This window comes from Actinoallomurus sp. CA-150999 (assembly GCF_050942425.1).
GTDB lineage: Bacteria > Actinomycetota > Actinomycetes > Streptosporangiales > Streptosporangiaceae > Actinoallomurus.
Window position 1 is genome coordinate 7,828,378 of sequence record NZ_CP192063.1, and the last position, 26,821, is coordinate 7,855,198.

30 protein-coding genes are annotated in these 26,821 nt (G+C 71.9%); 10 read left to right on the forward strand and 20 right to left on the reverse strand.

Annotation, left to right across the window (positions count from 1 at the left end; translation table 11 throughout):
* Positions 1-9 precede the first annotated feature (9 nt).
* From ACQP2O_RS36205 to ACQP2O_RS36225, 5 genes are all read right to left on the reverse strand, one after another.
* The gene (locus tag ACQP2O_RS36205; protein ID WP_433173115.1) at positions 10-786 is read right to left on the reverse strand and encodes an MSCRAMM family protein; all 777 of its coding nucleotides are present in this window, start codon (positions 784-786) and stop codon (positions 10-12) included.
* Positions 779-1,345: a MarR family winged helix-turn-helix transcriptional regulator gene (locus ACQP2O_RS36210; protein ID WP_433173117.1), complete on the reverse strand. Its 567-nt coding sequence runs from the start codon at positions 1,343-1,345 to the stop codon at positions 779-781. Before ACQP2O_RS36210 ends, ACQP2O_RS36205 begins: the two co-directional genes overlap by 8 nt.
* Before the next feature lie 2 nt (positions 1,346-1,347).
* The gene (locus ACQP2O_RS36215; protein WP_433173119.1) at positions 1,348-3,699 is read right to left on the reverse strand and encodes an MFS transporter; all 2,352 of its coding nucleotides are present in this window, start codon (positions 3,697-3,699) and stop codon (positions 1,348-1,350) included.
* A 131-nt stretch (positions 3,700-3,830) separates the two neighbouring features.
* A complete protein-coding gene (locus ACQP2O_RS36220; RefSeq protein ID WP_433173121.1) occupies positions 3,831-4,730 on the reverse strand; it encodes an SDR family oxidoreductase in 900 nt (299 codons plus the stop codon).
* A gap of 48 nt (positions 4,731-4,778) precedes the next feature.
* Positions 4,779-5,537 (reverse strand): SDR family oxidoreductase, encoded by a 759-nt coding sequence (locus ACQP2O_RS36225; protein WP_433173123.1) that lies wholly within the window; start codon positions 5,535-5,537, stop codon positions 4,779-4,781.
* Positions 5,538-5,598: 61 nt separating this feature from the next.
* Here ACQP2O_RS36225 and ACQP2O_RS36230 point away from each other — a divergent pair, with 61 nt between their 5' ends.
* From ACQP2O_RS36230 to ACQP2O_RS36255, 6 genes are all read left to right on the forward strand, one after another.
* Positions 5,599-6,363 (forward strand): enoyl-CoA hydratase family protein, encoded by a 765-nt coding sequence (locus ACQP2O_RS36230; RefSeq protein ID WP_433173125.1) that lies wholly within the window; start codon positions 5,599-5,601, stop codon positions 6,361-6,363.
* A gap of 5 nt (positions 6,364-6,368) precedes the next feature.
* Positions 6,369-7,220 carry a CoA transferase subunit A gene (locus ACQP2O_RS36235; RefSeq protein WP_433191263.1) on the forward strand — a complete coding sequence of 284 codons (852 nt, stop codon included), beginning with the start codon at positions 6,369-6,371 and terminating at the stop codon, positions 7,218-7,220.
* A gap of 160 nt (positions 7,221-7,380) precedes the next feature.
* Positions 7,381-8,121, forward strand: coding sequence for a CoA-transferase subunit beta (locus tag ACQP2O_RS36240; protein ID WP_433173127.1), 741 nt, complete (start codon positions 7,381-7,383; stop codon positions 8,119-8,121).
* A 330-nt stretch (positions 8,122-8,451) separates the two neighbouring features.
* The gene (locus tag ACQP2O_RS36245) at positions 8,452-9,501 is read left to right on the forward strand and encodes an NAD(P)H-dependent flavin oxidoreductase (RefSeq protein WP_433173129.1); all 1,050 of its coding nucleotides are present in this window, start codon (positions 8,452-8,454) and stop codon (positions 9,499-9,501) included.
* A gap of 80 nt (positions 9,502-9,581) precedes the next feature.
* Positions 9,582-10,121 (forward strand): RNA ligase 1 family protein, encoded by a 540-nt coding sequence (locus ACQP2O_RS36250; protein ID WP_433173130.1) that lies wholly within the window; start codon positions 9,582-9,584, stop codon positions 10,119-10,121.
* 100 nt (positions 10,122-10,221) lie between these two features.
* On the forward strand, positions 10,222-10,449 hold the full coding sequence (locus ACQP2O_RS36255) for a hypothetical protein (RefSeq protein WP_433173132.1): 228 nt from the start codon (positions 10,222-10,224) through the stop codon (positions 10,447-10,449).
* Between the two features lie 40 nt (positions 10,450-10,489).
* Here ACQP2O_RS36255 and ACQP2O_RS36260 read toward each other — a convergent pair whose 3' ends face one another.
* The 4 genes from ACQP2O_RS36260 to ACQP2O_RS36275 all read right to left on the reverse strand — a co-directional run bounded on the left by ACQP2O_RS36260 (position 10,490) and on the right by ACQP2O_RS36275 (position 13,734).
* Entirely contained in the window at positions 10,490-10,822 is a 333-nt protein-coding gene (locus ACQP2O_RS36260) for a DUF6980 family protein (RefSeq protein WP_433173134.1), read from the reverse strand.
* The gene (locus ACQP2O_RS36265) at positions 10,819-11,211 is read right to left on the reverse strand and encodes an ACT domain-containing protein (protein ID WP_433173135.1); all 393 of its coding nucleotides are present in this window, start codon (positions 11,209-11,211) and stop codon (positions 10,819-10,821) included. Before ACQP2O_RS36265 ends, ACQP2O_RS36260 begins: the two co-directional genes overlap by 4 nt.
* Positions 11,212-11,324: 113 nt before the next feature.
* Complete coding sequence (locus ACQP2O_RS36270) at positions 11,325-12,365, reverse strand: acyl-CoA dehydrogenase family protein (protein WP_433173137.1); 1,041 nt, start codon at positions 12,363-12,365, stop codon at positions 11,325-11,327.
* Positions 12,366-12,603: 238 nt separating this feature from the next.
* Entirely contained in the window at positions 12,604-13,734 is a 1,131-nt protein-coding gene (locus tag ACQP2O_RS36275) for an acyl-CoA dehydrogenase family protein (protein WP_433173139.1), read from the reverse strand.
* 64 nt (positions 13,735-13,798) lie between these two features.
* On the opposite strand from ACQP2O_RS36275, the gene ACQP2O_RS36280 reads away from it, so the two are divergent.
* The 3 genes from ACQP2O_RS36280 (at position 13,799) to ACQP2O_RS36290 (ending at position 16,471) form a co-directional block, all read left to right on the forward strand.
* The gene (locus ACQP2O_RS36280) at positions 13,799-14,620 is read left to right on the forward strand and encodes an SDR family oxidoreductase (protein WP_433191265.1); all 822 of its coding nucleotides are present in this window, start codon (positions 13,799-13,801) and stop codon (positions 14,618-14,620) included.
* Positions 14,621-14,691: 71 nt separating this feature from the next.
* Positions 14,692-15,309: a TetR family transcriptional regulator gene (locus tag ACQP2O_RS36285; protein ID WP_433173141.1), complete on the forward strand. Its 618-nt coding sequence runs from the start codon at positions 14,692-14,694 to the stop codon at positions 15,307-15,309.
* Between the two features lie 10 nt (positions 15,310-15,319).
* Positions 15,320-16,471 (forward strand): acetyl-CoA C-acetyltransferase, encoded by a 1,152-nt coding sequence (locus ACQP2O_RS36290; RefSeq protein WP_433173143.1) that lies wholly within the window; start codon positions 15,320-15,322, stop codon positions 16,469-16,471.
* A 390-nt stretch (positions 16,472-16,861) separates the two neighbouring features.
* Here the strand turns inward: ACQP2O_RS36290 and ACQP2O_RS36295 are convergent, their stop codons facing one another.
* A complete protein-coding gene (locus ACQP2O_RS36295) occupies positions 16,862-17,596 on the reverse strand; it encodes a hypothetical protein (protein WP_433173145.1) in 735 nt (244 codons plus the stop codon).
* A gap of 69 nt (positions 17,597-17,665) precedes the next feature.
* Between ACQP2O_RS36295 and ACQP2O_RS36300 the strand changes: the two genes are divergently transcribed.
* Positions 17,666-18,511: a spermidine synthase gene (locus ACQP2O_RS36300; protein ID WP_433173147.1), complete on the forward strand. Its 846-nt coding sequence runs from the start codon at positions 17,666-17,668 to the stop codon at positions 18,509-18,511.
* A 4-nt stretch (positions 18,512-18,515) separates the two neighbouring features.
* Here ACQP2O_RS36300 and ACQP2O_RS36305 read toward each other — a convergent pair whose 3' ends face one another.
* The 10 genes from ACQP2O_RS36305 to ACQP2O_RS36350 form a co-directional block, all read right to left on the reverse strand.
* On the reverse strand, positions 18,516-19,679 hold the full coding sequence (locus tag ACQP2O_RS36305) for a 4-hydroxybenzoate 3-monooxygenase (RefSeq protein WP_433173149.1): 1,164 nt from the start codon (positions 19,677-19,679) through the stop codon (positions 18,516-18,518).
* A gap of 54 nt (positions 19,680-19,733) precedes the next feature.
* Positions 19,734-20,516, reverse strand: a complete 783-nt coding sequence (locus ACQP2O_RS36310; RefSeq protein WP_433173151.1) for an IclR family transcriptional regulator — start codon at positions 20,514-20,516, stop codon at positions 19,734-19,736.
* A gap of 86 nt (positions 20,517-20,602) precedes the next feature.
* Positions 20,603-20,959 carry a hypothetical protein gene (locus ACQP2O_RS36315; protein WP_433173153.1) on the reverse strand — a complete coding sequence of 119 codons (357 nt, stop codon included), beginning with the start codon at positions 20,957-20,959 and terminating at the stop codon, positions 20,603-20,605.
* Between the two features lie 121 nt (positions 20,960-21,080).
* Positions 21,081-21,458 carry a 4-carboxymuconolactone decarboxylase gene (pcaC, locus tag ACQP2O_RS36320; RefSeq protein WP_345432291.1) on the reverse strand — a complete coding sequence of 126 codons (378 nt, stop codon included), beginning with the start codon at positions 21,456-21,458 and terminating at the stop codon, positions 21,081-21,083.
* A gap of 67 nt (positions 21,459-21,525) precedes the next feature.
* Positions 21,526-22,278 carry an alpha/beta fold hydrolase gene (locus ACQP2O_RS36325; RefSeq protein ID WP_433173155.1) on the reverse strand — a complete coding sequence of 251 codons (753 nt, stop codon included), beginning with the start codon at positions 22,276-22,278 and terminating at the stop codon, positions 21,526-21,528.
* Between the two features lie 298 nt (positions 22,279-22,576).
* Positions 22,577-23,872 (reverse strand): 3-carboxy-cis,cis-muconate cycloisomerase, encoded by a 1,296-nt coding sequence (gene pcaB, locus ACQP2O_RS36330; protein WP_433173157.1) that lies wholly within the window; start codon positions 23,870-23,872, stop codon positions 22,577-22,579.
* A 196-nt stretch (positions 23,873-24,068) separates the two neighbouring features.
* A complete protein-coding gene (pcaG, locus tag ACQP2O_RS36335; protein WP_433173159.1) occupies positions 24,069-24,608 on the reverse strand; it encodes a protocatechuate 3,4-dioxygenase subunit alpha in 540 nt (179 codons plus the stop codon).
* On the reverse strand, positions 24,608-25,279 hold the full coding sequence (pcaH, locus tag ACQP2O_RS36340; RefSeq protein ID WP_433173161.1) for a protocatechuate 3,4-dioxygenase subunit beta: 672 nt from the start codon (positions 25,277-25,279) through the stop codon (positions 24,608-24,610). Before pcaH ends, pcaG begins: the two co-directional genes overlap by 1 nt.
* On the reverse strand, positions 25,276-25,911 hold the full coding sequence (locus ACQP2O_RS36345) for a CoA transferase subunit B (RefSeq protein ID WP_360876903.1): 636 nt from the start codon (positions 25,909-25,911) through the stop codon (positions 25,276-25,278). The genes pcaH and ACQP2O_RS36345 overlap by 4 nt, the downstream gene beginning before the upstream one ends.
* A 122-nt stretch (positions 25,912-26,033) precedes the next feature.
* Complete coding sequence (locus ACQP2O_RS36350; RefSeq protein WP_433173163.1) at positions 26,034-26,789, reverse strand: CoA transferase subunit A; 756 nt, start codon at positions 26,787-26,789, stop codon at positions 26,034-26,036.
* Between the last annotated feature and the right edge of the window lie 32 nt (positions 26,790-26,821).

Here is a 26,821-nt window from a genome sequence, read left to right on the forward strand (position 1 = left end):
CAGCCCCTTTCAGGCGGTCAGTGTGACGTCGGACTCGACGGACCGGCCGCCGGTGATCTGGACGGGGACGGCGGCGGGGCCGTGGCCCGCGGCGACGAGCGTGTACGTCCCCGGGTCGAGGTCGCCGAAGGAGAACTCGCCGTTCACGCCGCTCACGGCCGTTCCCACGATGCTCCCCGCCTCGTCCATCAGGGTGAGGCGCGCCCCGTCGTACGGCCGGTCGTGCAGCCACACCTCGCCGTTCAGCGTGCCCCGTGCCAGCAGTTCGAGGTCGCGCCGGGTCTGCGTGCCCTGCCGGACCGTCACGGCGGCGGCCACCGGCCGCTGCCCGCGGGCCGAGGCGACGAGGGTGTAGCTGCCTTCGGGGAGGCTGATGAAGGAGAAGCCGCCGCCGTCGGTGCTGCGCGCCGTTCCGACCACGTCTCCCTGGACGTCGGTGACGGTGATCGTGGCGTCGGCGACCGGCTCGCGGGTGCCGGAGATCCGGACGATGCCGATGAGCCCGCCGACGCCGGCGATCGTCATGTCGTGGCGGACGGTGCCCTCCCCGACCGCGACCAGCGAGGCGATCGGCTCGTGACCGGGCGCCGAGGCGATGATCAGGTACGTGCCGCCCTTGGTGACGTTGAGGCGGTACTCCCCGTCCATCCCGGTGTACGCGGAACCGATCTTGCGACCGGCCATGTCGGCGAGGGTGACCACCGCGTCGGCCACCGGTGGTCCCTCCGTCCGCCGCACCGTGCCGAAGACGGTGAGCGTCTCGCTGAGCGCCGTGTTCTCAGTCATCCCTGTCTTCTTTCGTGGGTCGCTCGGACCGGTCGTGGGGTGCCGGCACCCAGGGGTGCCGGGTGTGACTGGCCGTTCCTTCGCTGCGCGGCCGGTCGGGCGCGGCGGCCAAGGTCTCCAGGGCGGGCAGCGCCGCGGCGAGGTTCACCCGCTGGTCGGTCGGCAGCCGCCGGATCCGATCGGCGAGGAACCCGGTGCTGCGCCGGCCGAGTTCGTCGAGCAGTTCGTCGCCTGCGTCGCTGACGGCCAGCCGACACACCCGGCGATCCCGCGGATCGGACCGGCGGGTGATCAGCTGGAGCTTCACCAGCGCGTCGACGATGTGCGAGACGGTGGGCGTGCTGACCGACATCCGCCGGGCGAGCTCCCCCACGGGGAGCGGGCCGCTCGTGGCGATGGTGGTGAGCGCGGACAGGCGGCTCGGGGTGAGCTGGGCCGGCCAGTCCTTGCGCAGCCCGCGGTTGAGGTCGACGAGGGCGACGCGGAGCCGCCCCGCCATCGCGGCGGACTCGTCCACGATGTCGTCCCCCTCCCCTCGTTCCGTCTCTGCGGCGTCCATGGTCAGTCGCCCAACGTCACACGCACGGTGATCGGGGCGCCCGGCGCGACCTCGACCGTGTGCGTCACCGGCCGGTGGCCGGCCGCGACCAGCGTGTAGTTCCCGTCGACCAGGCCGGTGATCCGGTATGCCCCGTTCTCGTCGGTGACCGTGGTCGCCACCACCTCGCCGTTCTCATCGGTGACGGTGGTGGTGATCCCGCTGATGGGGAAGCCGTGCGGGGATCGTACGACGCCGGCCATCTCCCCGGACGGGGGGACCGTGTCGGGGACGAGCGGGAAGTCCCGGACCACCGATGCCTCGCCCACCAGGACGGTCGCGGCCTGCGGGATACGACCGGTCGCGGTGACGATGACGAGGTGGTCGCCGGCGGTGACCGCGATGGCGTACCGGCCGTCCGGCCCGGTGGCGGCCCGGCCCAGCTGGTGCCCGTCGGGGCCGGTGACCGTGACGGCGGCACCCTCGACGGGTGCGCCGGCCCCGTCGTGGACGAGTCCCGCGACGACCGGCCCGGTCCGGCCGTTCAACACGGCCCGCTCGGCGGCGGGCTGCGCGTGCGCCGACCGGACCATCTGCGGGACCGTGGGCTCGCTGAGCGCCAGGCCGGCCTCCCCGGTCACCCCGGCCAGCTCCGAGCCGAGCGACTCGTGCTCGGCCGCCTTCCGGGCGCGCCTGCTCCGCTGGGTCAGCAGGGACGCGATCGCGGCGACGACACAGGCCGCGATGGCGAACCAGAAGGCGATCGTCAGGCCGTCATGGAACGGCTGGGTGATCAGGTGCGGGAAGAAGCTGCGGCCCGTGAGGTAGGACGCGTGGTCGGCGGGCAGCCGGTTCAGCTCGGGGCCGAGCAACTGCCGCATCGGGTTGTAGCCGAGGAACGCCGCGAACAGCACCGCGATCGGCGGCAGGTGCGAGATGGCCTGGGCCGACTGGTCCGGAACGCCCTGCGCGGTCAGGCCGCTCTGCAGCGCGGACGGCAGGCTGTGGGACAGCCCGGCGACCATGAGGCTGAAGAAGATGCCGATGGACAGCACGGACGCGGCGTTCTGGAAGGTCGCGATCATGCCCGCCCCGACGCCCCGCTGGTCGGCCGGGACGGCGTTCATGATCTCGGCGCGGTTCGGGGAGGCGAACATGCCGGAGCCGATGCCGTTGACCACCAGCAGGACGGCGAACACCCAGTACGAGAAGTTCACCGGGATCGTGAGCAGCAGCAGGAAGCTCACCCCCGTGACGAGGGCGCCGCCCGCGGTGAACGCCCGGACGCCGACCCGGTCCGACAGCAGTCCGGACAGCGGCGCCGACACCAGGAAGCCGACGGTCAGCGGGATCATGTAGATGCCCGCCCACAGCGGCGTGTCCTCGAAGCTGTAGCCGTGCTGGGGCAGCCAGATGCCCTGCAGCCAGATGATCAGCATGAACTGCAGGCCGCCGCGGCCGAGCGCGGTGAGCAGGCTCGCCAGGTTGCCCGCCAAGAACGTGCGGTTCCGGAAGAGCGACAGGTTGAACAGCGGCTCGGAGATCTTCGTCTCGATGAAGACGAAGACGCACAGCACGAGCGCGCCGCCGATCAGTGCGGTGAGAACCCACGGGTTGGTCCATCCCATGGTGTGATCTTTGTACGGCTGGATGCCGTATGTGATGCCAACGAGAACAGAAATCAAGCCGATCGCGAAAGTCAGGTTGCCCCACCAGTCGATCCGGGCCTTCTTGCGCACCCCCGCGTCATGCAGCTTGATGTAAGCCCAGAAGGTCCCGAAGACGCCGAACGGCACCGACACCAGGAAGATGTAGTGCCAGTTCACCGGCCCGAGGACGCCGCCGAGGACGAGTCCGATGAACGATCCGGCGATGGCCGCGATCGCGTTGATGCCGAGGGCCATGCCGCGCCGGGTGGCCGGGAAGGCGTCGGTGATGATGGCGGTGGAGTTGGCGAACAGCAATGCGCCGCCGATGCCCTGGACGATCCGCCAGCCGATGAGCCACAGCGCCGCGGCGGACCCGTGCAGCCAGGTGACCGACAGCAGGATCGAGCAGAAGGTGAAGACCGCGAAGCCGAGGTTGTACATCCGGACCCGGCCGTACATGTCGCCGAGCCGGCCGAAGGACACCACCAGCACCGCGGTGACGACCATGAACCCCATCATCATCCACAGCAGGTAGCTGGTGTTTCCGGGGTCGAGGGGGTTGAGGCCGATGCCGTCGAAGATGTTCGGCAGCGCGATGAGCACGATCGACTGATTGATCATGACCATCAGCACGCCGAGCGTGGTGTTCGACAGCGCGATCCACTTGTACCCGGACCCGAGGGCGCGGTGCTCTGCCCGGCCCGTCGCGTGGGCGCCCGTTGTCATCGGGAGTGCGCTCCTAATGCTTCGTCAGCATAAATGTTGCTTAGTGCTAACTAACTATAGGACAGCCACGTTTCGCCCCGGTGACGTACAGGCTGTGAAAAACCCCTCACTCTCGCGGAAAATCCGTTGAATCAGGCACCGTACACGGGCTCCGGCGGTGCGGCGTCGGCCAGCAGGCCGTGGACGACGGGCCCGACCTCAGCGGGGTCCCAGCGAGCTCCCTTGTCGGCGGCGGGGCCGTGCCGGAAGCCCTCCATCACGCAGACGCGACCGCCCTCGACCTCGAACACCCGGCCGGTCACGTCGCAGCCCGCCGACCCGAGCCAGGCGACGAGCGGCGAGACGTTCTCCGGCGCCATCACGTCGAAGCCGCCGTCCTCCGGAGCGGCCATCGTCGCGGCGAACACCTGCTCGGTCATGCGCGTACGGGCCGCGGGCGCGATGGCGTTGACCAGTACGCCATAGCGTCCCAACTCGGCCGCGGCCACCAGCGTCAGCCCGACGATGCCCGCCTTCGCCGCCGCGTAGTTGCCCTGGCCGACGCTGCCGAGCAGCCCGGCGCCCGAGGAGGTCGTGACGACCCGGCCGGTCCCCGGACGGCCTGCCTTGGCCTCGGCCCGCCAGTGCAGGCCCGCGTGCTTCAGCGGGAGGAAGTGCCCTTTGAGGTGCACCCGCGCGACGGCGTCCCACTCCTCCTCCGACAGGTTGACGAGCATGCGGTCGCGCAGGAACCCGGCGTTGCAGACGAGCGTGTCCAGCCGGCCGAACGTGTCGAGGGCGGTCCGCACCAGCGCCTCCGCGCCACCGGACGTCGCGATGTCGTACGGCGCGGCGACCGCCTTCCCGCCCAGCGCCCGGATCTCGGCGACGACCTCGTCCGCCGGCCCCGAGGAGCCACCCGACCCGTCGAGGCCGACCCCGATGTCGTTCACCACCACCGCGGCCCCCTGCCGGGCGAACTCCAGGGCGTGGGCACGGCCGAGCCCGCGCCCGGCGCCGGTGACGATGACGACACGGTCCTTACAGATCATCTGTTCTCCCGGTTCGTGTTGGCCGAGTCGACGACGACGGAACGCGGATCATCTGTTCTCGTGGTTCGCGTTGGCCGCGTCGAGGAAGGCGGGGCGCTCTCCCCCGCCGTGCACCAGCAGGCCGGCACCGCTCACGTAGCCCGCCAGGTCCGAGGCGAGGAAGACGCACGCCGCCCCGGCGTCGTACGGGTCGGCCAGCCGGCCGAGGGGCACGGTCCGCTCGACGGCGGCGATCCCCGCCTCATCGCCGTAGTGCAGCTCGGATCGCTCGGTGCGGACCATCCCGAGGGTCACCGCGTTGACGCGCACCTTCGGCGCCCACTCGACGGCCAGGCTGCGGGTGAGGTTGTCCAGGCCCGCCTTCGCCGCGCCGTACGCCGCCGTGCCCGGCGACGGGCGCACGCCGCTGACGCTGCCGATCATGATGATCGATCCGCCGTCGCCGCGCTGCATGACCGCGTTGGCCGCGCGGGCGACGAGGAGCGGCGCGATCAGGTTGAGTTCGATGATCTTGGCGTGGGTGCGGGGGTCGCCGTCGGCGGCGGGCAGGTGGGGCGTGCCGCCCGCGTTGTTGACGACGACGTCGAGCCGGTCGAGGCCCTCGACGAAGTCCCGTACGGCGGCGGCGTCGCGCACGTCGAGGGAGGTGAAGCCCAGGCCCGGCGGCAGCTCGTCCGGCCTGCGGCGCGCGACGGCGACGACCTCGGCGCCCGCGTCGAGGAACGCCCGGCTGACGCCCAGGCCGACCCCGCGCACTCCCCCGGTGACGACGGCGACCTTGCCACTGAGATCGAGTGTGTGCGGCATCGCGCCCCCTTCCTCGCTCTGCTACGTTACTTCTAACAAATGTTTGGTGGAAAGGTAGCGCATGGGCATCTCCACCACGGTTCACGACCCGGGCGTCGCCGAGATCGTCATGGACGCTCCGCCCGTCAACGCGCTGACCGTCCAGGGCTGGCACGACCTCGCCGACGCGGTCCTGGCCGCCGGCCGCGACCCGGACGTCCGCGCCGTCGTGCTCCGCGCCGAAGGACGAGGGTTCAACGCGGGCGTCGACATCAAGGAGATGCAGGCCACCGAGGGGCACACCGCGCTGCTCGGCGCCAACCGCGGCTGCTACGCGGCGTTCGCCGCCGTGTACGAGTGCGCGGTGCCCGTCATCGCGGCCGTGCACGGCTTCTGCCTCGGCGGCGGCATCGGCCTGGCCGGCAACGCCGACATCGTCGTGGCCTCCGAGGACGCCTACTTCGGCCTCCCCGAGGTCGACCGCGGCGCGCTCGGCGCGGCCACCCACCTGGCCCGGCTGGTGCCGCAGCACCTCGTGCGGGCGATGGTCTACACATGCCGTACGGTCACGGCCGACGAACTGCACCGGCACGGGTCGGTGCTCGAGGTCGTGCCCGTGACCGGGCTGCGTGAGAGGGCCCTGGAGGTCGCCGGCGACATCGCCGCCAAGGACCCGTACGTCATCCGCCGGGCCAAGGAGTCGCTCAACGGCATCGACCCGGTGGACCCGAAGCGCAGCTACCGGTTCGAGCAGGGCTTCACCTTCGAACTCAACCTGGCGGGCGCCGGTGACCGGCACCGCGCCGCCTTCGTCTCGGCCTCGGACGAGAAGGGACGGCGATCGTGAAGGAGATGACGGTCGACGACGTCGTCGGCGCCCTCGAACCGGGCATGACCGTCGGCATCGGCGGATGGGGGTCGCGGCGCAAGCCGATGGCGCTGGTCCGCGCGATCTGCCGGTCGGACCTCACCGACCTGACCGTCGTCTCGTACGCCGGCCCCGACGTCGGCCTGCTCTGCGCGTACGGCAAGGTCCGCCGCGTCATCGCCCCGTTCGCGACCCTCGACTCGATCCCCCTCGAACCGCACTTCCGGCAGGCCCGCCAGCGCGGCGCCATCGCGTTCACCGAGTACGACGAGGGAATGTTCATGTTCGGCCTGTACGCCGCCGCGCACCGGCTGCCGTTCCTGCCCACCCGCGCGGGGCTCGGGTCCGACGTCATGCGGGTGAACCCGGAGCTGAAGACGGTCCGCTCCCCGTACGAGGACGGCGAGGAGCTCATCGCGGTGCCCGCGCTCACCATGGACGTCGCCCTGGTCCACCTGAACCGCGCCGACCGCCGCGGCAACGGGCAGTACCTCGGCCCCGACCCGTACTTCGACGACCTGTACGCCAAGGCGGCGACCCGGACGTACATCTCCTGCGAACGCCTCGTCGAGACCGCCGACCTGCTCAAGGAGGGCCCGGTGCAGAGCCTGCTGATCAGCCGGTCCCACGTGACCGGCGTCGTCGAGACCCCGAACGGCGCGCACTTCACCGCCTGCGAACCCGACCACGCACGCGACGAGACGTTCCAGAAGGCGTACGTCGCGGCGGCCGGCGACCCGGCCGCCTGGACGGCGTTCCGCGAACGGTTCCTGGCCGGCGACGAGGCCGCCTACCAGGCCGCCGTCCGCACCTGGCGCGAGGAGGAGGGCCGGTGACGGAGCCGACGAGAGCGGACGTGACGGCCGTACGCGGAGAGCCGGCGACGGGAGGCGGAGAAGGCACCCGTGGCGGCGTGCATGGGGAGCCTCTGACAGGCGGCGGAGAAGGCGTGCGCGGACGGTTCGTGATGGCGATGAGGACGGAGGTACCCGCCCGATGAGCGCGACCAGGGCGGAGGTATGCGTGACGGCGTGCGCGGAGGCGTTCCGCGGCGACGGAGAGATCCTCGCGGCCGGCATCGGGGGCGCCATCACGGTCCTGGGCGCCCGGCTGGCGCGGCTGACGTTCGAGCCCGGCCTGCTCACCCACGACGGGGTGTGCCTGCTGACCGGCGACGTCCCCGCGCTCGGCGAGACGCCGCAGGAGATCGAGGGCTGGCTGCCGTTCCGCGAGCACCTGTGGCTGGTGCTGAACGGCCGCCGCCACGTCATGCTGGGCGCGAGCCAGATCGACCGGTTCGGCAACACCAACATCTCCTGCATCGGCGACTGGGCGCGCCCGAAGGCACAGCTGCTCGGGGTGCGCGGCGCGCCGGGCAACACCCGCTGCGACACGACGAGCTACTGGATCCCTCGGCACTCCCCCCGGGTGTTCGTCGAGACGGTCGACATGGTCAGCGGCATCGGGTACGACCGGGGCGCCCACGAGATCCGCGTCGTCGTCACCGACCTGGCCGTCCTCGACTTCGCGACGCCGGACCGCCGGCTGCGGCTGCGGTCGGTCCACCCCGGCGTGACCGTCGACCAGGTGACCGCGGCCACCGGGTTCGAGCTCGTCGTCCCGCCGTACGTCGGCACGACCCGGGCACCGGACGCCGAGCAGCTGCGGATCATCCGCGAGGTCCTGGACCCGAACGGCCTGCGCGAGCGGGAGGTCCCCGAGGGCGCTCGGCGGTGAGGGCGAGCGGAAGAGACCTGTCAGCGTCCGGACGGGAGGTCTTGGAAGTCGTCCGCCCGTGACGGCGGGAGGAATCAGCGTGGGAGCTTCCAGACGGGAAGTCTCAGGAGCCGCCCGACCGTGATGCCGGGGGGAGTCGGCGTGGCAGCTTCCAGACGGGAAGTCTCAGGAGCCGCCCGACCGCGATGGCGTGAGGAGTCGGCGTGGCAGCTTCCAGACGGGAGGTCTCGGGAGGCGTCCGGCCGTCACGGCGGGGCAGCGTCCGGAAGGGAGGCGCCCCGTGATGAGACCGGCTCAGGTGGGTGTGACAGGCGGAAGGGGCGTGGGAACGTGCGGACGGCGCTGACCGAGCTGACCGGTGTCCGGCACCCGGTCGTACAGACCGGCATGGGCTGGGTGGCCGGCCCCCGCCTGGTGTCGGCGGTCGCGGACGCCGGCGGCCTGGGCATCCTCGCCTCGGCCACGATGACACTGGACGGGCTCGCGACCGCGATCCGCGAAGTGAAGGAGCGCACCGAGGCCCCCTTCGGGGTGAACCTCCGAGCCGACGCCACCGACGCCCTCGATCGGATCGACCTGATCGTCAGGGAAGGCGTACGGGTCGCGTCCTTCGCGCTCGCTCCTAAACCGGAGCTGATCGCCCGGCTGAAGGACGCCGGCGTCGTGGTCATCCCGTCCGTGGGGGCGCGCCGGCACGCCGAGAAGGTCGCCGCGTGGGGCGCCGACGCGGTCCTCGTCCAGGGCGGCGAGGGCGGCGGGCACACCGGGCCGGTCGCCACCACCCTGCTGCTCCCCCAGGTCGTCGACGCCGTCGACATCCCGGTGATCGCGGCGGGCGGGTTCTTCGACGGCCGGGGCCTGGCCGCGGCGCTCGCGTACGGTGCGGCCGGTGTGGCGATGGGCACCCGGTTCCTGCTGACCTCCGACAGCTCGGTGCCGGAAGCCGTGAAGCGGGTCTACCTCGGCATGGCCGAGACCGTCGTCACCCGGCAGGTCGACGGCCTGCCGCACCGCGTCCTGCGCACCGACCTGGTCGACGCCCTGGAGCACTCCGGCCGCGTCACCGGCCTGGTCCGGGCCCTGCGCAACGCCGCCCGGTTCAAGCGGGTGTCCGGGATGTCATGGCGGGCGATGGTCCGCGACGGCCTGGCGATGCGGCACGGCAAGGACCTGTCCTGGTCCCAGGTGCTGATGGCCGCCAACACCCCGATGCTGCTGAAGGCCGCCATGGTCGACGGCCGCCCCGACCTCGGCGTGATGGCCTCCGGTCAGGCCGTCGCCGTCATCGACGACCTCCCGTCCTGCCGGGAGCTCATCGACGGCATCGTCGCCCAGGCCACCGAGGCCATGACCCGCCTCGGCGGTCTCGCGGCCGGCTGAGCCCGTCGATAACCGTTCGACCGGCCCGGTACCGTTCGGGCAAGATCGGCTCCGGACCCCGAGCGGAAGGGAGCAGGGCCATGAAGAAGATGCCGACGATCTTCCTTCGTGACTGGGACGGGGATCGGCGGTACGTGACCCGCACTCCGCACCCGGACTGCGGCTGGGTGTTCGCCGGGGAGGGCCGGCCGACACGCAAGTACGACGGCACCTGCGTCCAGTACGACGGCGAGCGCTGGTGGGCGCGCCGCGAGATCAAGGCGGGCCGGAAAGAGCCGGCCGGCTATCTCGCGATCATGCGGGACGAGCGGACGGGCACGGCCGTCGGCTGGGAGCCCGCCGAGCAGTCCGGCTACCACCGGTACCTCGAGGAGGCCGTCGGCACCGGCCACTGGGAGCCCGGCACGTACGAGCTGATCGGCCCACGGATCAACGGCAACCCGGAGGACGTCGACCGGCACACGCTGGTGCGCCACGGCGCCGAGGAACTGCCCGGCGTGCCGCGCGACTACGCGGGCCTGGCCGGGTGGCTGCGCGCCTGCCCCTGGGAGGGCATCGTGTGGCACCACCCGGACGGCCGGATGGCCAAACTCAAGCGCCGCGACTTCCCGGCGGCCTGAAGCCCTGACCGCCGAGGATCACGGAGCCGAGCCGCACCGACGCTCCTCGGCGGGAAAGGCGGCGGTGCCGGATGGAACCAGGCCGCGATCATGACCATCTATGGGTGGGATGAGATCGCCCGAGGCGATCGCGGAGGCGCGGAGGTACGGCATGGTCATCGCTGTCATCGTGGGACTCGTCGTGGCGGCCGTCGGCCTCCTGGTGCTCCGCGCCCGGATCGGGACGACGTCGTCGCTCGCCACGGACCCGGGTACGCGTTCCCGCGACAACGCCGACCCGGCCCGCGCGATCGACCAGCTGCGCAGCCAGGGGAACGGCGCGCTGTAGCAGCGTCGCGGCACGCCGCCGGCGCCCAGGCGACTCGACCTCAGCCCGCGAGCCAGCGGCCGTCCTCGTACTCGGGCGGCACCTCGTCCTCCCAGGGATCGATGCCCTTGCGTTCGAGTTCGTCGAACCAGCGGTCCCGCTGCGACTCCGGAAGCGGGGACCCGCACCACGGGCAGTAGCCGATCCCGATGTACGAGCTGCCGCCGTCATGGATGATCAGCCCGTACTCGCGGAACTTCGCGACGTACACGATGACGGCGTCCGCGCAGTCGTACGGGTCCGTGTGCCGATGACAGCGCCAGTCCAGCTGTCGCCGCATGGTGTCACAGCAGTGCTCGACGGCGCCCGCCGGTCCGGGTTCCGGCGCGTTCATCCGGCCAGGCTTCGGAGCACGGCGACCGCGTCCCGCCCGCGGTCGAACGGGACGAAGAGGTGGTCGTGGTAGAACGCCGAGACGGCGTTGCAGCTGATGCCGGCCTCCGTCAGGGCGGTGGTGATGGCCGCCATCATCCCGACCGCCTCCAGCGACGAATGGATGCGCAGGGTGATCCACGCGCTGGGGAACACGCCCTCGAGTCCGGCCTCCCCGGCCTCGGCCCGGGGCAGCACGAGGGTGCGGCCTTCGTCCTCCTCGAAGACGAACACCGGCCGAACCCCCGGCGGTGTTTCACGGTCGGGCAGCGTCACGAACAGGTACTCGCCGTCGTGCAGCACCGGATCGAGGCCGGCTAGCAGCCGCCCCAGGTCTGTCTCCCCCGCCATCCTGATCTCCTTCACGCGGCCGGCCGACCCGCATGCTCTGGCCACTCGGTCGATGAGAAATCGTCTCCCGGCCGGCCTGACGACCGCAATCGGATTCCCTCCCGACCGGCAGCTCAGGGCAGGGCGGCCAGGACGCGGGCGCGGTGGCCGGCCGGGGTACCCCACGCCGAGTGCAGCGCGCGGACCTTGCGGATCCACAGGGACGGATCGTACTCATCGGTGTACCCGATCGCGCCGTGGACCTGCAGCGCGGCCCGGGCCGCGGCGTACGCGGCTTCCGAGGTCGCGACCTTGGCCGCCGACACGTCGCGCGCGAAGTCCGGCGATCCGAAGGACAGAGCGGCGCCGTACACGAGCGGGCGGGCGAACTCCAGCCCGGTCAGGGCGTCGGCCAGGTGATGCTTGACCGCCTGGAACTCCCCGATCGGACGGCCGAACTGCCGCCGCGTCCGCGCGTACTCCACGGTCGTGTCGAGCAGCGCCCGCCCGAGGCCGAGCAGCTGCGCGGAGCACGCCAGCACGCCGAGGTCGTACGCTGCCGCGGCGGCACGGCGCACGTCCGGTCCGGCGGCCAGGCGCTCACGCCCGACGACCGGGGACAGCCGCCGCGCGGGATCGTGGGACCGCAGGACCGCTCCGTCGGGGGCGGCGGACCACAGTTCCTCGTCGTCGGTCAGCAGGATCAGGTCGGCGGCGTCCGCGTCGAGGGCCCGGAGGGGTCCCGGCGCGAGCGGGGCAAGGGTCCGGAGGGGTTCCGGTGCAAGCGGGGCAAGGGCCCGGAGGGGTCCCGGTGCGAGCGAGACGACCGCTTCTCCGGCGGCGATCCTCGGCAGCCATTCCGCGCTCAGCGCCTCGTCACCGGCCGTGTCGAGGAGCGCGGCGGCGGCGAGCGTCTCGACGATCGGGCCGGGGACCGCGTGGCGGCCGAGTTCGTGCACCGCGACGACGAGTTCGACCGGGAGCGGTCCGGCGCCGTCGTGGCGGTCGGGCACCGCCAGGGCGAACACCCCGGCCTCCGCGAGCGCGGACCAGAGCGTACGGTCCGCGTCGCCGGCCGCCCACCGGCGGACCAGCGCCGGCGTGCCGGCCTCGGTGAGGAGCTTGTGCAGAGTCTCGCCGAACAGCCGCTGCTCGGCGTCGAGGACGAATTTCATCCTGATCCTTTCTTCGCTCCGGGCCCGGCCTGCCGCCACCGTCGCCTCATCCGACCGCTCCGGACCCAGACTGCCGCCACCGTCGCCTCATCCGACCGCTCCGGACCCAGACTGTCGCCACCGGTGCCTCATCCGACCGCTCCGGGCACGGACTGCCGCCACCGTCGCCTCATCGGAGCGCTCCGAGCACCGCGCCGTCCGTACGGCCGCCCGCGCAGGCGCCGCCGCGCGCCGAGGCTCATCCGCCTCCCCGCCCTTCCCGGGGCAGGCCGAGGACGCGCTCGGCGATGACGTTGCGCTGGATCTCGTTGGTGCCGGCGTAGATCGGGCCGGCGAGGGAGAAGACGTAGCCCTCCAGCCAGTCGCCCTCCAGCTCGCCATCCGCGCCGAGAATGTCCAGTGCGGTCTCGTGGAGCGCGACGTCGAGCTCGGACCAGAAGACCTTGTTGACGCTGGCCTCGGCGCCGACGTCGTCGGCGCGGGAGATGGTCTCGAAGCCCTTCAGCCGGTAGGCGCGGGCCTTGATCCAGACGTCCGCGACGCGGTCGCGCAACAGCGGGTCGGCGCCGTGCTCCCGCCAGAGGGCGACGAGGCGGTCGGCGGCGGCGAGGAACCGGCCGGGGCTGCGCAGGGTCAGGCCGCGCTCGTTGCCGGCCGTGCTCATCGCCACCGCCCAGCCCCGACCGGGCTCGCCGATGACGTCCCGGTCGGGCACGAACACGTCGTCGAGGAACAGTTCGGCGAAGGCCGGTTTGCCGTCCAGCCGCCCGATCGGGCGTACGGTCACGCCGTCGGCGTCGAGGGGGAACATCAGGTACGTCAGGCCGCGGTGGCGTTCGGCCGCCGGGTCGGAGCGGAACAGCCCGAACGCCCGGTCGGCGAAGGCGGCGCGCGAGCTCCACGTCTTCTGCCCGTTCAGCCGCCAGCCGCCGTCGACGCGGGTGGCGGTCGCCCACAGCGCGGCCAGGTCGCTGCCGGCGCCGGGCTCCGACCACGCCTGGGCCCAGATCACCTCGCCGGCGGCCATGGGCGGCAGGACGCGTTCGAGCTGCTCGGGCGTGCCGTGTGCGAAGAGGGTGGGGGCGAGCAGGTTGATGCCGTTCTGGCTCACCCGGCCGGGGGCGCCGGCCGCGTAGTACTCCTCTTCGAAGACCAGCCATTCGAGCGGTGAGGCGCTCCGTCCGCCGTACGCCTCGGGCCAGGACACCACCGACAGCCGGGCCGCGGCCAGTGTCCCCTCCCATGCGCGGTGGGCGGCGAAGCCCTCCTCGGTCTCCAGTGACGGCAGCGGCGCCGCCGGAACGTTGCGGCGCAGCCAGTCGCGCACCTCGGCCCGGAAGGGCTCCACCGCCGACAGATCAAGGTCCATGGCACCCGCCCCGCATTCTTTCTAACAACTGTTTGGTAGAGTAGCGCAGGTGAGCGAGAGCGGCATTCCCTCCCCCCGGCCCTTCCCCCAGCCCTCTCCCCCGCCCTCCACCCGGGCGACGCCCGTCCCCGGTCACGGGCTCCTGCGTGACCGCGTCGTCGTCGTGACGGCCGCGGCCGGCGCGGGCATCGGCGGGGCGACCGCCCGGCGCTGTCTGGAGGAGGGGGCGCGGGTGATGATCAGCGACGCTCACGAACGACGGCTCGGACAGTCGCTGACCGAGCTGGCCGAGGAGTTCGGCGACGCGGCGGTGACCGCCTTGCCGTGCGACGTCACCTCCGAAGACCAGGTACGGGGGCTGTTCACCGCCACCACCGAGCGCTTCGGCCGGATCGACGTTGCGGTCAACAACGCGGGCCTCGGCGGCACGGCCGATCTCGTGGACATGACCGACGACCAGTGGTCGCGAGTGCTCGACGTCACGCTGAACGGCACCATGCGCTGCACGCGGGCGGCCCTGCGGATCATGCGCGCCCAGGGACACGGCGTGATCGTGAACAACGCGTCGGTGATCGGCTGGCGGGCGCAACGCGGGCAGTCCCACTACGCGGCGGCCAAGGCCGGGGTGATGGCGCTGACCCGGTGCACCGCGCTGGAGGCCGCGGAGTACGGCGTGCGGGTCAACGCGGTGGCGCCCAGCCTCGCCATGCACCCGCACCTGGTCAAGGTGACGAGCGAGGAGCTGCTGACGGAGCTGACGCGCCGGGAGGCGTACGGCCGGTACGCGGAGCCGTGGGAGGTGGCCAACGTTATCGTCTTCCTGGCCTCCGGCTACTCGTCGTACCTGACGGGCGAGGTCGTCTCCGTTTCCAGTCAGCATCCCTGAGGTGGGCATGTCCGCGCAGACACGACGCGGAGGACACCGCCTCCGGCCGACACCCCTGAGGAACACGATCCATGAGTCCACGACGGCGCGACGCCGAGGGCACCGCCGCCGCCCGAGCCGAGCGGCGGGCGGAGCTGCTCGCCACCGCCGCGGAGGTCTTCGCCACCCGCGGCTACGCCGCCACCACCGTCCGGGAGGTCGCGGACGCGGCCGGCATCCTCGGCGGCAGCCTCTACTACCACTTCGATTCCAAGGAGTCGATGGCCGACGAGATCCTGTCGACCTTCCTGAACGAGATGTGGGCGGCGTACGAGCGGGTGCTCGACGCGCGGCTCGGGGCGCGCGAGACCCTGACGGCCCTCATCGCCGAGTCGTTCGGCTGCATCGACCGGCACCGGCCGGCCGTCGTGATGTACCAGAACGAGTCCCGGCACCTGGCGACGAGCCCCCGCTTCGCGTACCTGATCGAGTCGCGGCGGCGGTTCGAGGAGATGTGGATGTCCCTGCTGGAGCGCGGCGCCCGCGAGGGCGCGTTCCGCTCCGACCTCGACACCGGACTCGTCTACCGATTCATCCGCGACACCGTGTGGGTGGCGGCGACCTGGTACCAGCGCGGCGGGCGACTCACCGCCGACCAGATCGCCGAGCAGTACCTCGCCATGGTCCTCGAAGGGATCCAGCACGACTAGGAGGCACGTGATGACGGAGGCCTACATCGTCGAGGCGGTCCGTACGCCCGTCGGGCGGCGGAACGGCGGGCTGGCCGAGGTCCACCCGGCCGACCTCGGCGCGCACGTCCTGACGGCGCTGGTCGAACGGTCCGGCGTCGACCCGGCGGCGGTCGAGGACGTGATCTTCGGCTGCGTGGACACGGTCGGGCCGCAGGCCGGCGACGTCGCCCGTACGTGCTGGCTGGCGGCCGGACTGCCCGAGGAGGTGCCGGGCGTCACCGTCGACCGTCAGTGCGGATCGTCGCAGCAGGCCGTGCACTTCGCGGCCCAGGCCGTGCTCAGCGGCACCGCCGACCTCGTCGTCGCGGGCGGCGTGCAGAACATGTCGAAGATCCCGATCGCCTACGCCATGATCGCCGGGGTGCAGCTCGGCTTCGCCGGGCCGTTCGCCGGCTCGCGGGGCTGGGAGGCGCGCTACGGCGACCGGGAGGTCTCGCAGTTCCGGGGCGCCGAGATGATCGCCGAGCAGTGGGACATCACCCGGGAGCAGATGGAGGCGTTCGCCCTGGAGTCCCACCGGCGCGCGATCCGCGCCATCGACGAGGGCCGGTTCAACCGCGAGATCGCCCCGTACGGCGACGTCACGGCCGACGAGGGGCCCCGCCGCGACACGTCGCTGGAGAAGATGGCGGGGCTGAAGACCCTCGTCGACGGCGGCCGGCTCACCGCCGCCCTGTCGTCGCAGATCTCCGACGGGTCCGCCGCCATGCTCATCGCCTCCGAGCGCGCCGTACGCGACCACGGCCTCACCCCGCGCGCCCGGATCCATCACCTGTCCGTACGCGGCGAGGATCCGATCCGCATGCTGTCCGCCCCGATCCCCGCCACGGCGTACGCGCTGAAGAAGGCCGGGATGACCATCGGCGACATCGACGTCGTCGAGATCAACGAGGCGTTCGCGCCCGTCGTGCTGGCCTGGCTGAAGGAGACCGGCGCCGACCCGGCCATCACCAACCCCAACGGCGGCGCGATCGCGCTCGGCCACCCGCTCGGCGCCACCGGCGCCCGGCTGATGACGACTCTGCTGCACGAGCTGGAGCGGACCGGCGGCCGGTACGGGCTGCAGACCATGTGCGAGGGCGGCGGGCAGGCCAACGTCACCATCGTCGAACGCCTGTAGAAATTCGGTGGGGTCCGGGAGTTTTGTCCATCTCCCGGACCCCGGCTTGCCGCCCAATTGCACACGCCAGCGGCGTTTAAGAGAACGGATCAGTCCTAAGATCGCCGTACTCTACCTATTGAGCTAACGCGCCACGGAGAGGCGCATGCCGGGCTCGAACCGGCACCCCGACGAGTTTCGTCCGTTCTCGGTCGATCTGGCGTTCGGCGGCGAATGCTGAATCTGGAGCGAGAGTCTGAGCTTGAGCGGCCGCCTCTACCTTTGGGCCATCCCGGCGCGAGTGCCGGGAGAGGGACTCGAACCCCCAACTGTCACCGCGATCAGACTGAACTTCAGTTTCAGCTTGCGCTCCTTGCGCTTCCCCCGCGCGAGGCGGGGGAGTCTGTGACGCTACCCGAACAGGTAGCGGAACACCACGTCGCCGATCCGGCGATCGGTGACCTCGGCGCCGTTGGCCTCCTCGCGGGCGAACTTCACCGCCTGCTGGAGCTTCTCCACCCGCTCGAGCAGCTCGTTGACCCGCCTGGCGGGCAGCGCACCGGAGAATTTCACGGTGGTCCAGTAGCCGACGGCGATGTCCTCGTAGTAGACCTCGACCTGCGCCGGGTGCTTCTCCGTCGCCTCGGCCTTGACGTGGTTGCGCGGCACCTTCTTGGTACGGATGGTGCGCACCGGCTCGGTCCGCCACGCGTCCGCCGACTCGTCGAGCGCCCACGTCTCGGCGGCGTCCAGCACCGGTAGCTTCTTGACGAAGGTGTGCAGGTCGGTGAGCTGCTTCTCCAGGAAGAGCAGGTACGTGACCGGGACGTCCCGCAGGAGGGTCTGGCCGTCGACCGTGACGTCGGCCTTGGCCTCGCAGTTCGCCCAGTCCTTGGTGGCGGTCACGTCGAACAGCCGCGTCATGATCTCGGCCGTCCGGCGGAGAACCTCATCGGCCTGCACCTGCACGCGGGTCGACTCGGGCGGAAGCTGCTCGCCCTCCTCGTCCTTCGGCTGGTAGGTACGCGAGATGCCGGACAGCAGCGCGGGCTTCTGCAGTCCGTGGTGGGCGTCCGTGAGATCGCGCAGCGTCCCGCTCTTGATGCCCTTCTCGACGGCGATGATCTGGTTGAGTTTCGCCACCATGCCCCCTTTCTGGCAGCACGCACCGTATCGCGATCTTCGGTGGAGGCGCAGGTCGATTAATGTGGGCCGATGGCACACCGGCAGCGCGCCCACCGGGTGGAGGAGAAGGTCGACTCCGGCATCGCGGAGCTGGTCCGCGACCCGGACCGCCCGCGCGCCTGGACGCTGCTGCTCGACGGCGCGCCACAGTCCCACGTGGACCTCGACGACCCCGCCTACCTCGACTTCGAGTACGTGCGGCGGCTCGGTCACATCGTCGACCTGGCGGCCCCGCCCGGGCGGCCGCTGCGGGTGCTGCACCTGGGCGGCGGGGCGCTGACCCTGCCGCGCTACATCGCCGCGACCCGGCCGCGCTCGACCCAGCAGGTGGTCGAGGTCGACGCGGCGCTCATCGAGCTCGTCCGCCGCGAACTGCCGCTCGAGCGCGGCCCGCGGATCCGCATCCGGCACGGCGACGCCCGGGACGTCCTGGCGCGGGTGCCGGAGGGCTCCTTCGACCTGGTGATCGGCGACGCGTACGCGGGGAGCCGGTCGCCCGCGCACCTGACGACCGTGGAGTTCGCGGCGACGGTGGCGCGGGCGCTGCGCCCGGGCGGCTGGTACGCCGCGAACGTGGCCGACGGCGCGCCGCTCTCCTTCGCCCGGGGCCAGGTCGCGACGCTGCGGTCGGTGCTGCCGGAGCTCTGTCTCATCGCCGACCCGGCCGTGCTGCGCGGCCGCCGGTTCGGCAACCTCGTCGTGGTCGCCGGCACCGCGCCGCCATCCGTCGCGGAGCTGACGAGGAAGGCGGCCGGCGATCCCTTCCCCGCACGGGTACTGGACGGCGACGAGGTCACCAGGTTCACGGCCGGAGCGGCACCGGTCACCGACGCGACCGCCCGCCCGTCGCCGCCTCCGCCCAAGGGCATCTTCTGATCGATCAGAGCGTGGGCGCGGCTCCGACGTAGTTCTCGGCGAGCGTGGTCGCGGCGGCCTTCGACGCCGCCACGTACTCCAGATGCGACAGCTGCAGCCGGTGGCCGAAGGCGTCCTGGCGGGGGTCCTTGTGCAGCAGGGTCGTCATCCAGTACGAGAAGTGCTCCGCCCGCCAGATCCGCCGGAGACAGGTGGCGGAGTAGGCGTCGAAGAGCTCGGTCGTGCCGGAGTCGTACCAGGCGCCCAGCGCCTCGGCGAGGACGGTGACGTCGGAGATCGCGAGGTTCAGGCCCTTCGCGCCGGTGGGCGGGACGATGTGCGCGGCGTCCCCGGCGAGGAACAGACGGTCGTGGCGCATCGGCTCGGTCACGAAACTGCGCATCGGGGTGATCGCCTTCTCGAGGATCCGCCCGTCCCGCAGCTCCCAGCCGTCGCGGGTGGCGAATCGCGCCCGCAGCTCGGCCCAGATCCGTTCGTCGGGCCACGCGGCGGCGTCGTCCGACGGATCCACCTGGAGGTACAGCCTGCTGAGCTTCGGCGAGCGCAGGCTGTGCAGGGCGAACCCGCGCTCGCTGTACGCGTAGATGAGCTCGTCGGTGGAGGGCGGGACGTCGGCGAGGATGCCGAGCCACGCGAAGGGATACTCCCGCTCGTAGACCGTGCTGTCGGGCACGGCCGCGCGGCAGACGCCGTGGAAGCCGTCGCACCCGGCGATGACGTCGCACTCCAGCGTCTGGACCCGGCCCTCCTGCCGGTAGGTCACGGACGGCGCGCCCGGGTCGACCGACAGGACCTCGGCCTCGAAGCGGATATCGCCGCCGGCCGCCAGCCGCGCGGCGATCAGATCCTTGACGATCTCGGTCTGCGCGTAGATCGTGACCGTCCGCCCGCCCGTCAGGTCGGACAGTCGAATCCGGTGACCGGCTCCGCCGAAGCGCAGTTCGAGACCGTGGTGGGTGAGTCCTTCCCGGTCGAGCCGCTCCCCCACGCCGCTGCCGCGCAGGACGTCCACGGTGCCCTGCTCCAGCATCCCCGCCCGCTGCCGCTTCTCCACGTACGCGCGGTCGCGGCTCTCCAGCACGACCGAGTCGATGCCGCGCAGGCGCAGCAGGTGGGAGAGCAGCAGGCCGGCCGGTCCGGCCCCGGCGATCGCCACTTGGGTACGCATGGATGACTCTCTTTCGACGTCCTCAGCACGATCCTCCTGCCGATGACGCGGCCGTCAGGCCCAGTCCTTCCACTCAGCGGAACCGCCGTGGGCGTCGACGTCTCGGGACAGGGCGTTCGCCGCGGTGAGGACCGCGGGCACGACCCGCCGCAGATCCACACCGCTCCGCCGGGTGACGAGCGACAGCGCCGCGAACACGTCCCCGTCGGCATCCCGGACGGGCGCCGCCACCGAACACGTGCCGAGGGACATCTCCTCCCGGGTCACGGCGTACCCGGACCGCCGGACGTCGGCGAGGCAGGCTCTCAGCCGGTCGGCGTCGGTGACCGTGTGCCGGGTGTACGCCCGAAGCCCCCGCGCGATGACCTTCTCGGCGAGGTCGTCGCCGGCGAACGCGAGCAGAACCTTGCCCACCCCGGTCGCGTGCAGCGGCAGCTCGGCCGCGACCCGCGTCACGATCGGCACCGACCGCGGCCCGCGCAGGCGTTCGAGGTACAGCGCCTGGTCGCCGCTGAGCACCGCGAGCTGGACGTTCTCGTGGGTGGCGGCGTACAGCTCCTCCATGTGGGGGAGGGCGAGCTCGCGCAGGGTCGTCGCCGCCGAGGCCTGTGCGCCAATGCGCCACAGGCGCGTGCCGATGCGGTACGAACCGTCGGGCAGGCGCTCGAGAAAGCCGCCGTCGGTGAGCTCACGGACGAGCCGGTGCCCCGTGGCGAGCGGCAGGCCCGCGCGGCCGCAGATCTCGGTGAGGGTCAGCCGCACGCCGCCGGGCGCGAACGACTCGAGGATCGCCATCACCTTGCCCGCCACGGTAGGCGGGCGCTCGACACCCGGCATCGCTCCCGCCTCCTCGATCCGCACCCTTCACGATAGGCAACGCCCCGCGACCCGGCATCGGGTCACGGGGCGCCGAGAGCCCGATCTCAGTTGGGGCGGATGTTCAGCGCCTCGATGATCAGGTCGAGCTTCCGCCCCTGCTCGTCGAGCTTCGCGTCGTGCTCGTCGAACCGCTCGTCCATCTTCGCGAGCCGCCCGTCGATCTGCCCGAAGCGCTCGTCGTACCCGTCGACCTTCTCGGTCAGCACCGCGAGGGAGCTGTCGAGGTGGTTCAGCCGCTCGCCGTGCTCCTGCTGCGTGGTCCAGATGCGGCTGACCGTGTTGCCGAGCGACGTCAGCTGATGGCTGTGCGTGCGCTGTGTCACCTGAACGGCGGTCAGCTTTTCGTAGAGCGCGTAGACGTCGTTGCTCACCTGGTTGATCCGTCGCTCGGTCTCGGCCACGTCCATGACCCTACCTCCCATACTTCGCGTTCCCTGGGGGGATCGAGGAACTCGATCGCGCGCCGCCGATGCGGAGCGTGGGCGACAGATTACGCTCTGCGCGAACACGAAGTGAAATCGATCACTCACGTTCCGCGATCAGACCGTCCTCCGCGAGAACCCGTTGAGCCACGGCGAAGGCCGCGTTGGCCGCGGGGACTCCACAATATACCGCGGTCTGCAGCAGTACTTCCTTGATCTCATCGGTGGTGAGACCGTTGCGTACGGCGGCGCGCACGTGCATGGCGAGCTCGTCCAAGTGCCCTCGGGCGACCAGGGCGGTCAGCGTGACGCAGCTGCGCGTGCGCCGGTCGAGGCCGGGCCGGGTCCAGATCTCCCCCCACGCGTACCGCGTGATGAAGTCCTGGAAGTCGGCGGTGAACTCTGTCGTACGCGCCTGGGCGCGGTCGACGTGCGCATCGCCGAGGACCTCCCGGCGGACCCTCATCCCATCGCTCATGTCGTCCTCACCTTTCGTGGCATGGAGGTTCCCGGTCGTTCGCAGGATCGGGGACGCCGCGCGGCTTTCACGCCTTCGCCGTGTCCAGGTGGCGGACCAACGCCTCGGTGACCGGCCGTGGGCACTCGAGGTTGGCCAGGTGGGCGCCGGGCACCACGACGAGTTCGGCGCCGAGGATGCCCCCGGCGAGGGCCTCGGCGTGATCGAGCGGGGTGGCCACGTCCTCGGCGCCCGCGACGACGAGGGCCGGCGCGCGTACGTCGCCGAGCAGGTCCCGGACGTCGAAGCGGGCGAGCGCGTCGCAGCACGCGGCGTACCCTTCGGGGTCGACCCGCTTCAGCATGTCCCGTACGGCGTCGACGCCGGGCCCGGCGTAGCCCGCGGTGAACCAGCGGCCCAGGAACAGCCCGGTGAGCGGCTCGAGGCCCTCGGCGCGGACGCGCGCGGCCCGGTCGAGCCAGGGACCAGGGTCGCCGAACCGGGCCGAGGTGCAGCACAGCCCCAGGCTCGTCAGCCGGTCGGGGTGGCGCAGCGCGAGAACGGTGCCGACGGCCCCGCCCAGCGAGACCCCGGCGTAGGCGACGCGGCCGACGCCGAGCCCGTCGAGCAGGTCGACCACCGCGTCCGCGAAGTCCGCGACCGTGCCGTGGATCGCCGGCGATCCGCCGTGGCCCGGCAGGTCGAACCGGAGAGTGCGCCAGGACGCGGTGAGGGCGGGAAGCTGCGGCTCCCACAGGTCGAGCGTCGTGCCGAGGGAGGGCCCCAGGACGAGGACCGGCGCGTCGTCCGGGCCGTCGAAGCGATGACTCAGGCCACTCACCGGACGTCGCCCCCTCTGGCGGAGGTGCGGTTCGTTCATCGCGTTCGCGGCGTAGAAACTCCGGCCTTGAGGCCGGAGTGGAAGCGCCGCCCCCTCCCTTCTCCTACGGTGCGTGAGCCCGCGATAACCAAGCGGATTCGCGGCCGGGCGGGCCGTGACATGCCTGTCCCGACCAACCGACCCCGACCGACCTCCCGTGCGGGGAGCCCTCCAGCCGTTGGGCGGGGCTGTGAACCGCGAACCACCGGCTTCTCCTTCGTGAGAGGTCGGAATCTCTCGCCTTCAAGCGGGGAGGACGTCAATCCGGCTCCTTTCCGGCGTACGCCGCGAGGGCGCGGTCCACCAGCCGGGGCGCGGGGCCGACGGCCTTCGTCAGATCGATGCCGAAGGCCGCTCCGGGATCGTCCGCGCGCTCCGCGCGGTCGTCGTCCGGGAGCAGGTCGGCCAGTGGGCGCCCCTCGCGGACCGCCTCCGCAACCGCGTCCTTCGCGGCCGCGCGGCCGTCGCGTTCGGCGAGCCGGGCGGCGACGTACTCGGCGAGGAGTTCCTCTCGCAGGTTGGCGCGCATCCGTTCGGGGAAGACCTCCAGCCCGGCGGTGAGCTCGGCGGTGGTCTCCGCCGCGCCGCCGACCAGCCGCAGGCAGTCGTTCAGCGGCTGCCATTCCGCGTGCCACTCCCCCGTCGGCCGGTCGAGACCGGCGGTCTGCGCGGCGAACAGGATCTGCGCGTACGCCGGAACGCGCAACCCGGCCGACCGGATCATCGTCGCGAGCACCGGGTTGCGCTTGTGCGGCATCGCCGAGGAGCCGCCGCGGCCGGGCGCGGCGGGTTCGGCGACCTCTCCGATCTCCGTCTGGGCGAGCAGCACGACGTCGGTGGCGATCTTGCCGAGGGCACCGGCGACGAGGGCGAGGGACGCTCCGAGTTCGGCGACGGGCCCGCGCAGCGTGTGCCAGGGCAGCACCGGTTCGGCCAGCCCGGTCTCCTCGGCGAACAGCGGCAGCAGCTCGGTGGTGCCGAGCGCCGCGAGGGTCCCGGCGGCCCCGCCGAGCTGGGCGGGCAGCCGTACGGCCGCGAGCCGGTCCCGTGCCTCGGCCACCGCGGCCAGCCACCCGGCGGCCCGCAGCCCGAAGGTGGTGGGCACGGCCTGCTGCCCGAGGGTGCGCCCGGCCATCGGAGTGTCCCGGTGCCGCCGGGCCAGGTCGGCGACGGCGCCGACCGTACGGTCGAGGTCCCCTAGGAGCGTCTCGCGGACGCGCGACGCCACGAGCATGGCGGCCGTGTCCATGATGTCCTGGCTGGTCGCACCGGCGTGGACGTGATCGCCCGCCACCTTCCGCAGCGCCGCCACCAGCGGCACCACCGGATTCCCCGCGCCGCGCGCCCGTACCGCCAGCTCGCCGGGGTCGACCCGGGCGCCGGCGAGGGCCCGTGCGACGTCATCCGGGATCAGCCCGAGGCGCGCCTGCGCACGGGCCAGCGCCGCCTCCGCGTCGATCAGGGCGCGCACCCACGCCTCATCGGACGTCGCGGCCTCCGCCGCCGTGCCTGCGGCGACCGGCGACAGCAACTCGGCGGACGAGGACCCGCTCAACGAAGACGCCTCCTGGTTCTGCTCACCGGTGCACATCGGGTCGGCCGAGGAAGGCCCCTGGGAAGCCTCCCCTTCCCCCGCTCACAGGTACGCACCGGATCGGCCAAGGAAGGACCTCTGGGAGGCCTCCCCCGCTCACGGGTGCGTGTCGGATCGGTCGGTGAAGAACCGCGCGGACCGTCTCCCCTTCCGCTGATCAACCGCCGAAGTACCGCTCGAAGAAGACCGTCTCCCGTTCCCCGCGCAGGTGCACGTCGAAACGGTAGGACCGGTCGCCCTCCCGTACCGCGACCAGCGTGTCACGGCGGTCCGGCGGCACCACGGACAGGACCGGATCCGTGGCGTTGCCCGGCTCGTCGGGGAAGTAGACGCGGGTCGCCACCGGTTTGAGCAGGCCCCGGGCGAAGATCAGCATCGCGATGTGCGGGGCCGGGCCGCCCGGCTTCACCGTGGAGAACCAGTAGTTCCCGGCCGCGTCGGTCCCGCAGCGGCCGAACCCGGAGAAGTCGTTGCCGGCCCGCCGCAGCGCGCCGGCATTGCGCGGCACATGGCCCTCGGCGTCGGCCTGCCAGATCTCCACCAGCGCGTCCGGCAGCGGCTCGCCGGCGCCGTCCAGGATCCGGCCGCGGATCCGGATCGCGTCCGGATGCCACTCCGGGACGACGTACGGGCCGTCGGCGTACGGGAGGGCGTAGCCGAAGAACGGGCCGACGGTCTGCGACGGGGTGGTGGTCATCAGGCCTCCATCGGGGTCGCGCCGAGGACGATGTCCCACTGGTAGCCCAGGGCCCACTCCGGCACGGTCGTGTCCATGTCGAGCCGGGAGATCAGGCGCTCCCGGTCCTTCTCGTCGGGGATCGACTGGAAGATCGGGTCGTAGGCGAAGAGCGGGTCGCCGGGGAAGTACATCTGGGTGATCAGCCGCTGGGTGAACGCCGTGCCGAACACCGAGAAGTGGATGTGCGCGGGTCGCCAGGCGTTGTGGTGGTTCCGCCACGGGTAGGCACCCGGCTTGATCGTGACGAAGCGGTACCGGCCGTCGGCGTCGGTGAGGCAGCGGCCCGCGCCGGTGAAGTTCGGGTCGAGCGGCGCCGGATGCTGGTCGCGGAGGTGGACGTACCGGCCGGCGGCGTTGGTCTGCCAGACCTCCACCAGCGCACCCGGCACCGGACGGCCGCCGGAGTCGAGGACCCGGCCGGTCACGATGATCCGCTCGCCCAGCGGCTCGCCGGAGTGCTGCTCGGTCAGGTCGTCGTCGAGCAGACCGAGCTCCTCATGGCCGAAGACCGGGCTGGACAGCTCGATGGCGTCGGGTCCGTACTTCGGCATCACCAGTGGCTGTGCCGGCGCCCGCAGCGGTGTGCTCCCGTACGGCGGGTAGAGGTACGGCGGGTTCGGGTCGGTCATCGAGGTGCTCCGATCGGTGGTTCGGTCCGGGCGCGGATCTCCTGCTCGCTCACGCCCGGTGCGGTCTCGACCAGGACCAGTCCTTCGGGGGTGACGTCCAGGACACCGAGGTCGGTGATGATCCGTTGCACGCACGCCGCGCCCGTCAGCGGCAGCGAGCACTCCTTGACGACCTTGGGGCTGCCGTCCTTGGCGGTGTGCTCCATCACCACGATCACCCGGCGGGCGCCGTGGACCAGGTCCATCGCACCGCCCATCCCCTTGATCATTTTTCCGGGGACGGCCCAGTTCGCCAGGTCGCCGCGCGCGGACACCTGCATGGCGCCGAGCACGGCCACGTCCACGTGCCCGCCGCGGATCATCCCGAACGACAACGCCGAGTCGAAGAAGGAGGCTCCGGGCCGGACCGTCACGGTCTCCTTGCCCGCGTTGATCAGGTCAGGGTCGACCGCGTCCTCGGCCGGGTACGGCCCGACCCCCAGGACGCCGTTCTCCGAGTGGACGACGACGTCGATGCCCGCGGGCAGATGCCCGGGGATGAGCGTCGGCAGCCCGATGCCCAGGTTGACGTACATCCCGTCGGTCAGCTCCGCCGCCGCCCGAACGGCGATCTCATCCCTGCTCCAGCTCAACGTCCGCTCCTGCTCAATGGTCGCTCGGCCTTCTCACTCACTCCGCGGCCGGACTCGTCCCTCACCCGACCACTCCGCTCGCTGCGGCGGCCTCACTCCTGCTCAATGGTCGCTCGGCCTTCTCACTCACTCCGGGTCACCGTGCGCTTCTCGATCGGTTTGTCGGCGGCCTGTTCGGGGGTCAGCGCGACGACGCGCCGGACGAAGATGCCCGGCAGGTGCACCTCGTCCGGGTCGAGGAAGTCGACCAACTCCTCGACCTCGGCGATCGCGGTCGTGGCGGCCATGGCGCACAGCGGATTGAAGTTGCGGGCGGCCTTGTCGAACACCAGGTTGCCGTGGCGATCCCCGCGGGCGGCACGGACGAGGGCGAAGTCGGTGCGGACGCTCTCCTCCAGGACGTACTCGCGACCGCCGAACTCACGGACCTCCTTCGGCGGGGAGGCCACCACGACCTCGCCCTCCGATCCGTACCGCCACGGCAGTCCGCCTTCCGCGACGAGCGTGCCCACGCCCGCCGGGGTGTAGAACGCCGGGATCCCGCACCCGCCCGCGCGCAGCCGCTCGGACAGCGTGCCCTGCGGCACCAGTTCGAGTTCGATCTGCCCGGTCAGGTACCGGCGGGCCAGTTCCTTGTTCTCTCCGACGTACGAGCCCATCGCCCGCGTGATCCGGCCGGCGTCCAGCAGACGCCCCAGACCGCGCCCGATCGTGCCGCAGTTGTTCGAGACGATCGACAGCCCCGAACTCCCCCGCTCGAGCAGCGCGTCGATCAAGACGAGCGGAACGCCGCACAGTCCGAACCCGCCGACCGCGATCGACGCGCCGTCGCCGATGTCCGCCACCGCCTCCGCCGCCGTGGGAAGCACCTTGTCCATGTCCCCTACCCTGCCAATCGCCACCGGCACGG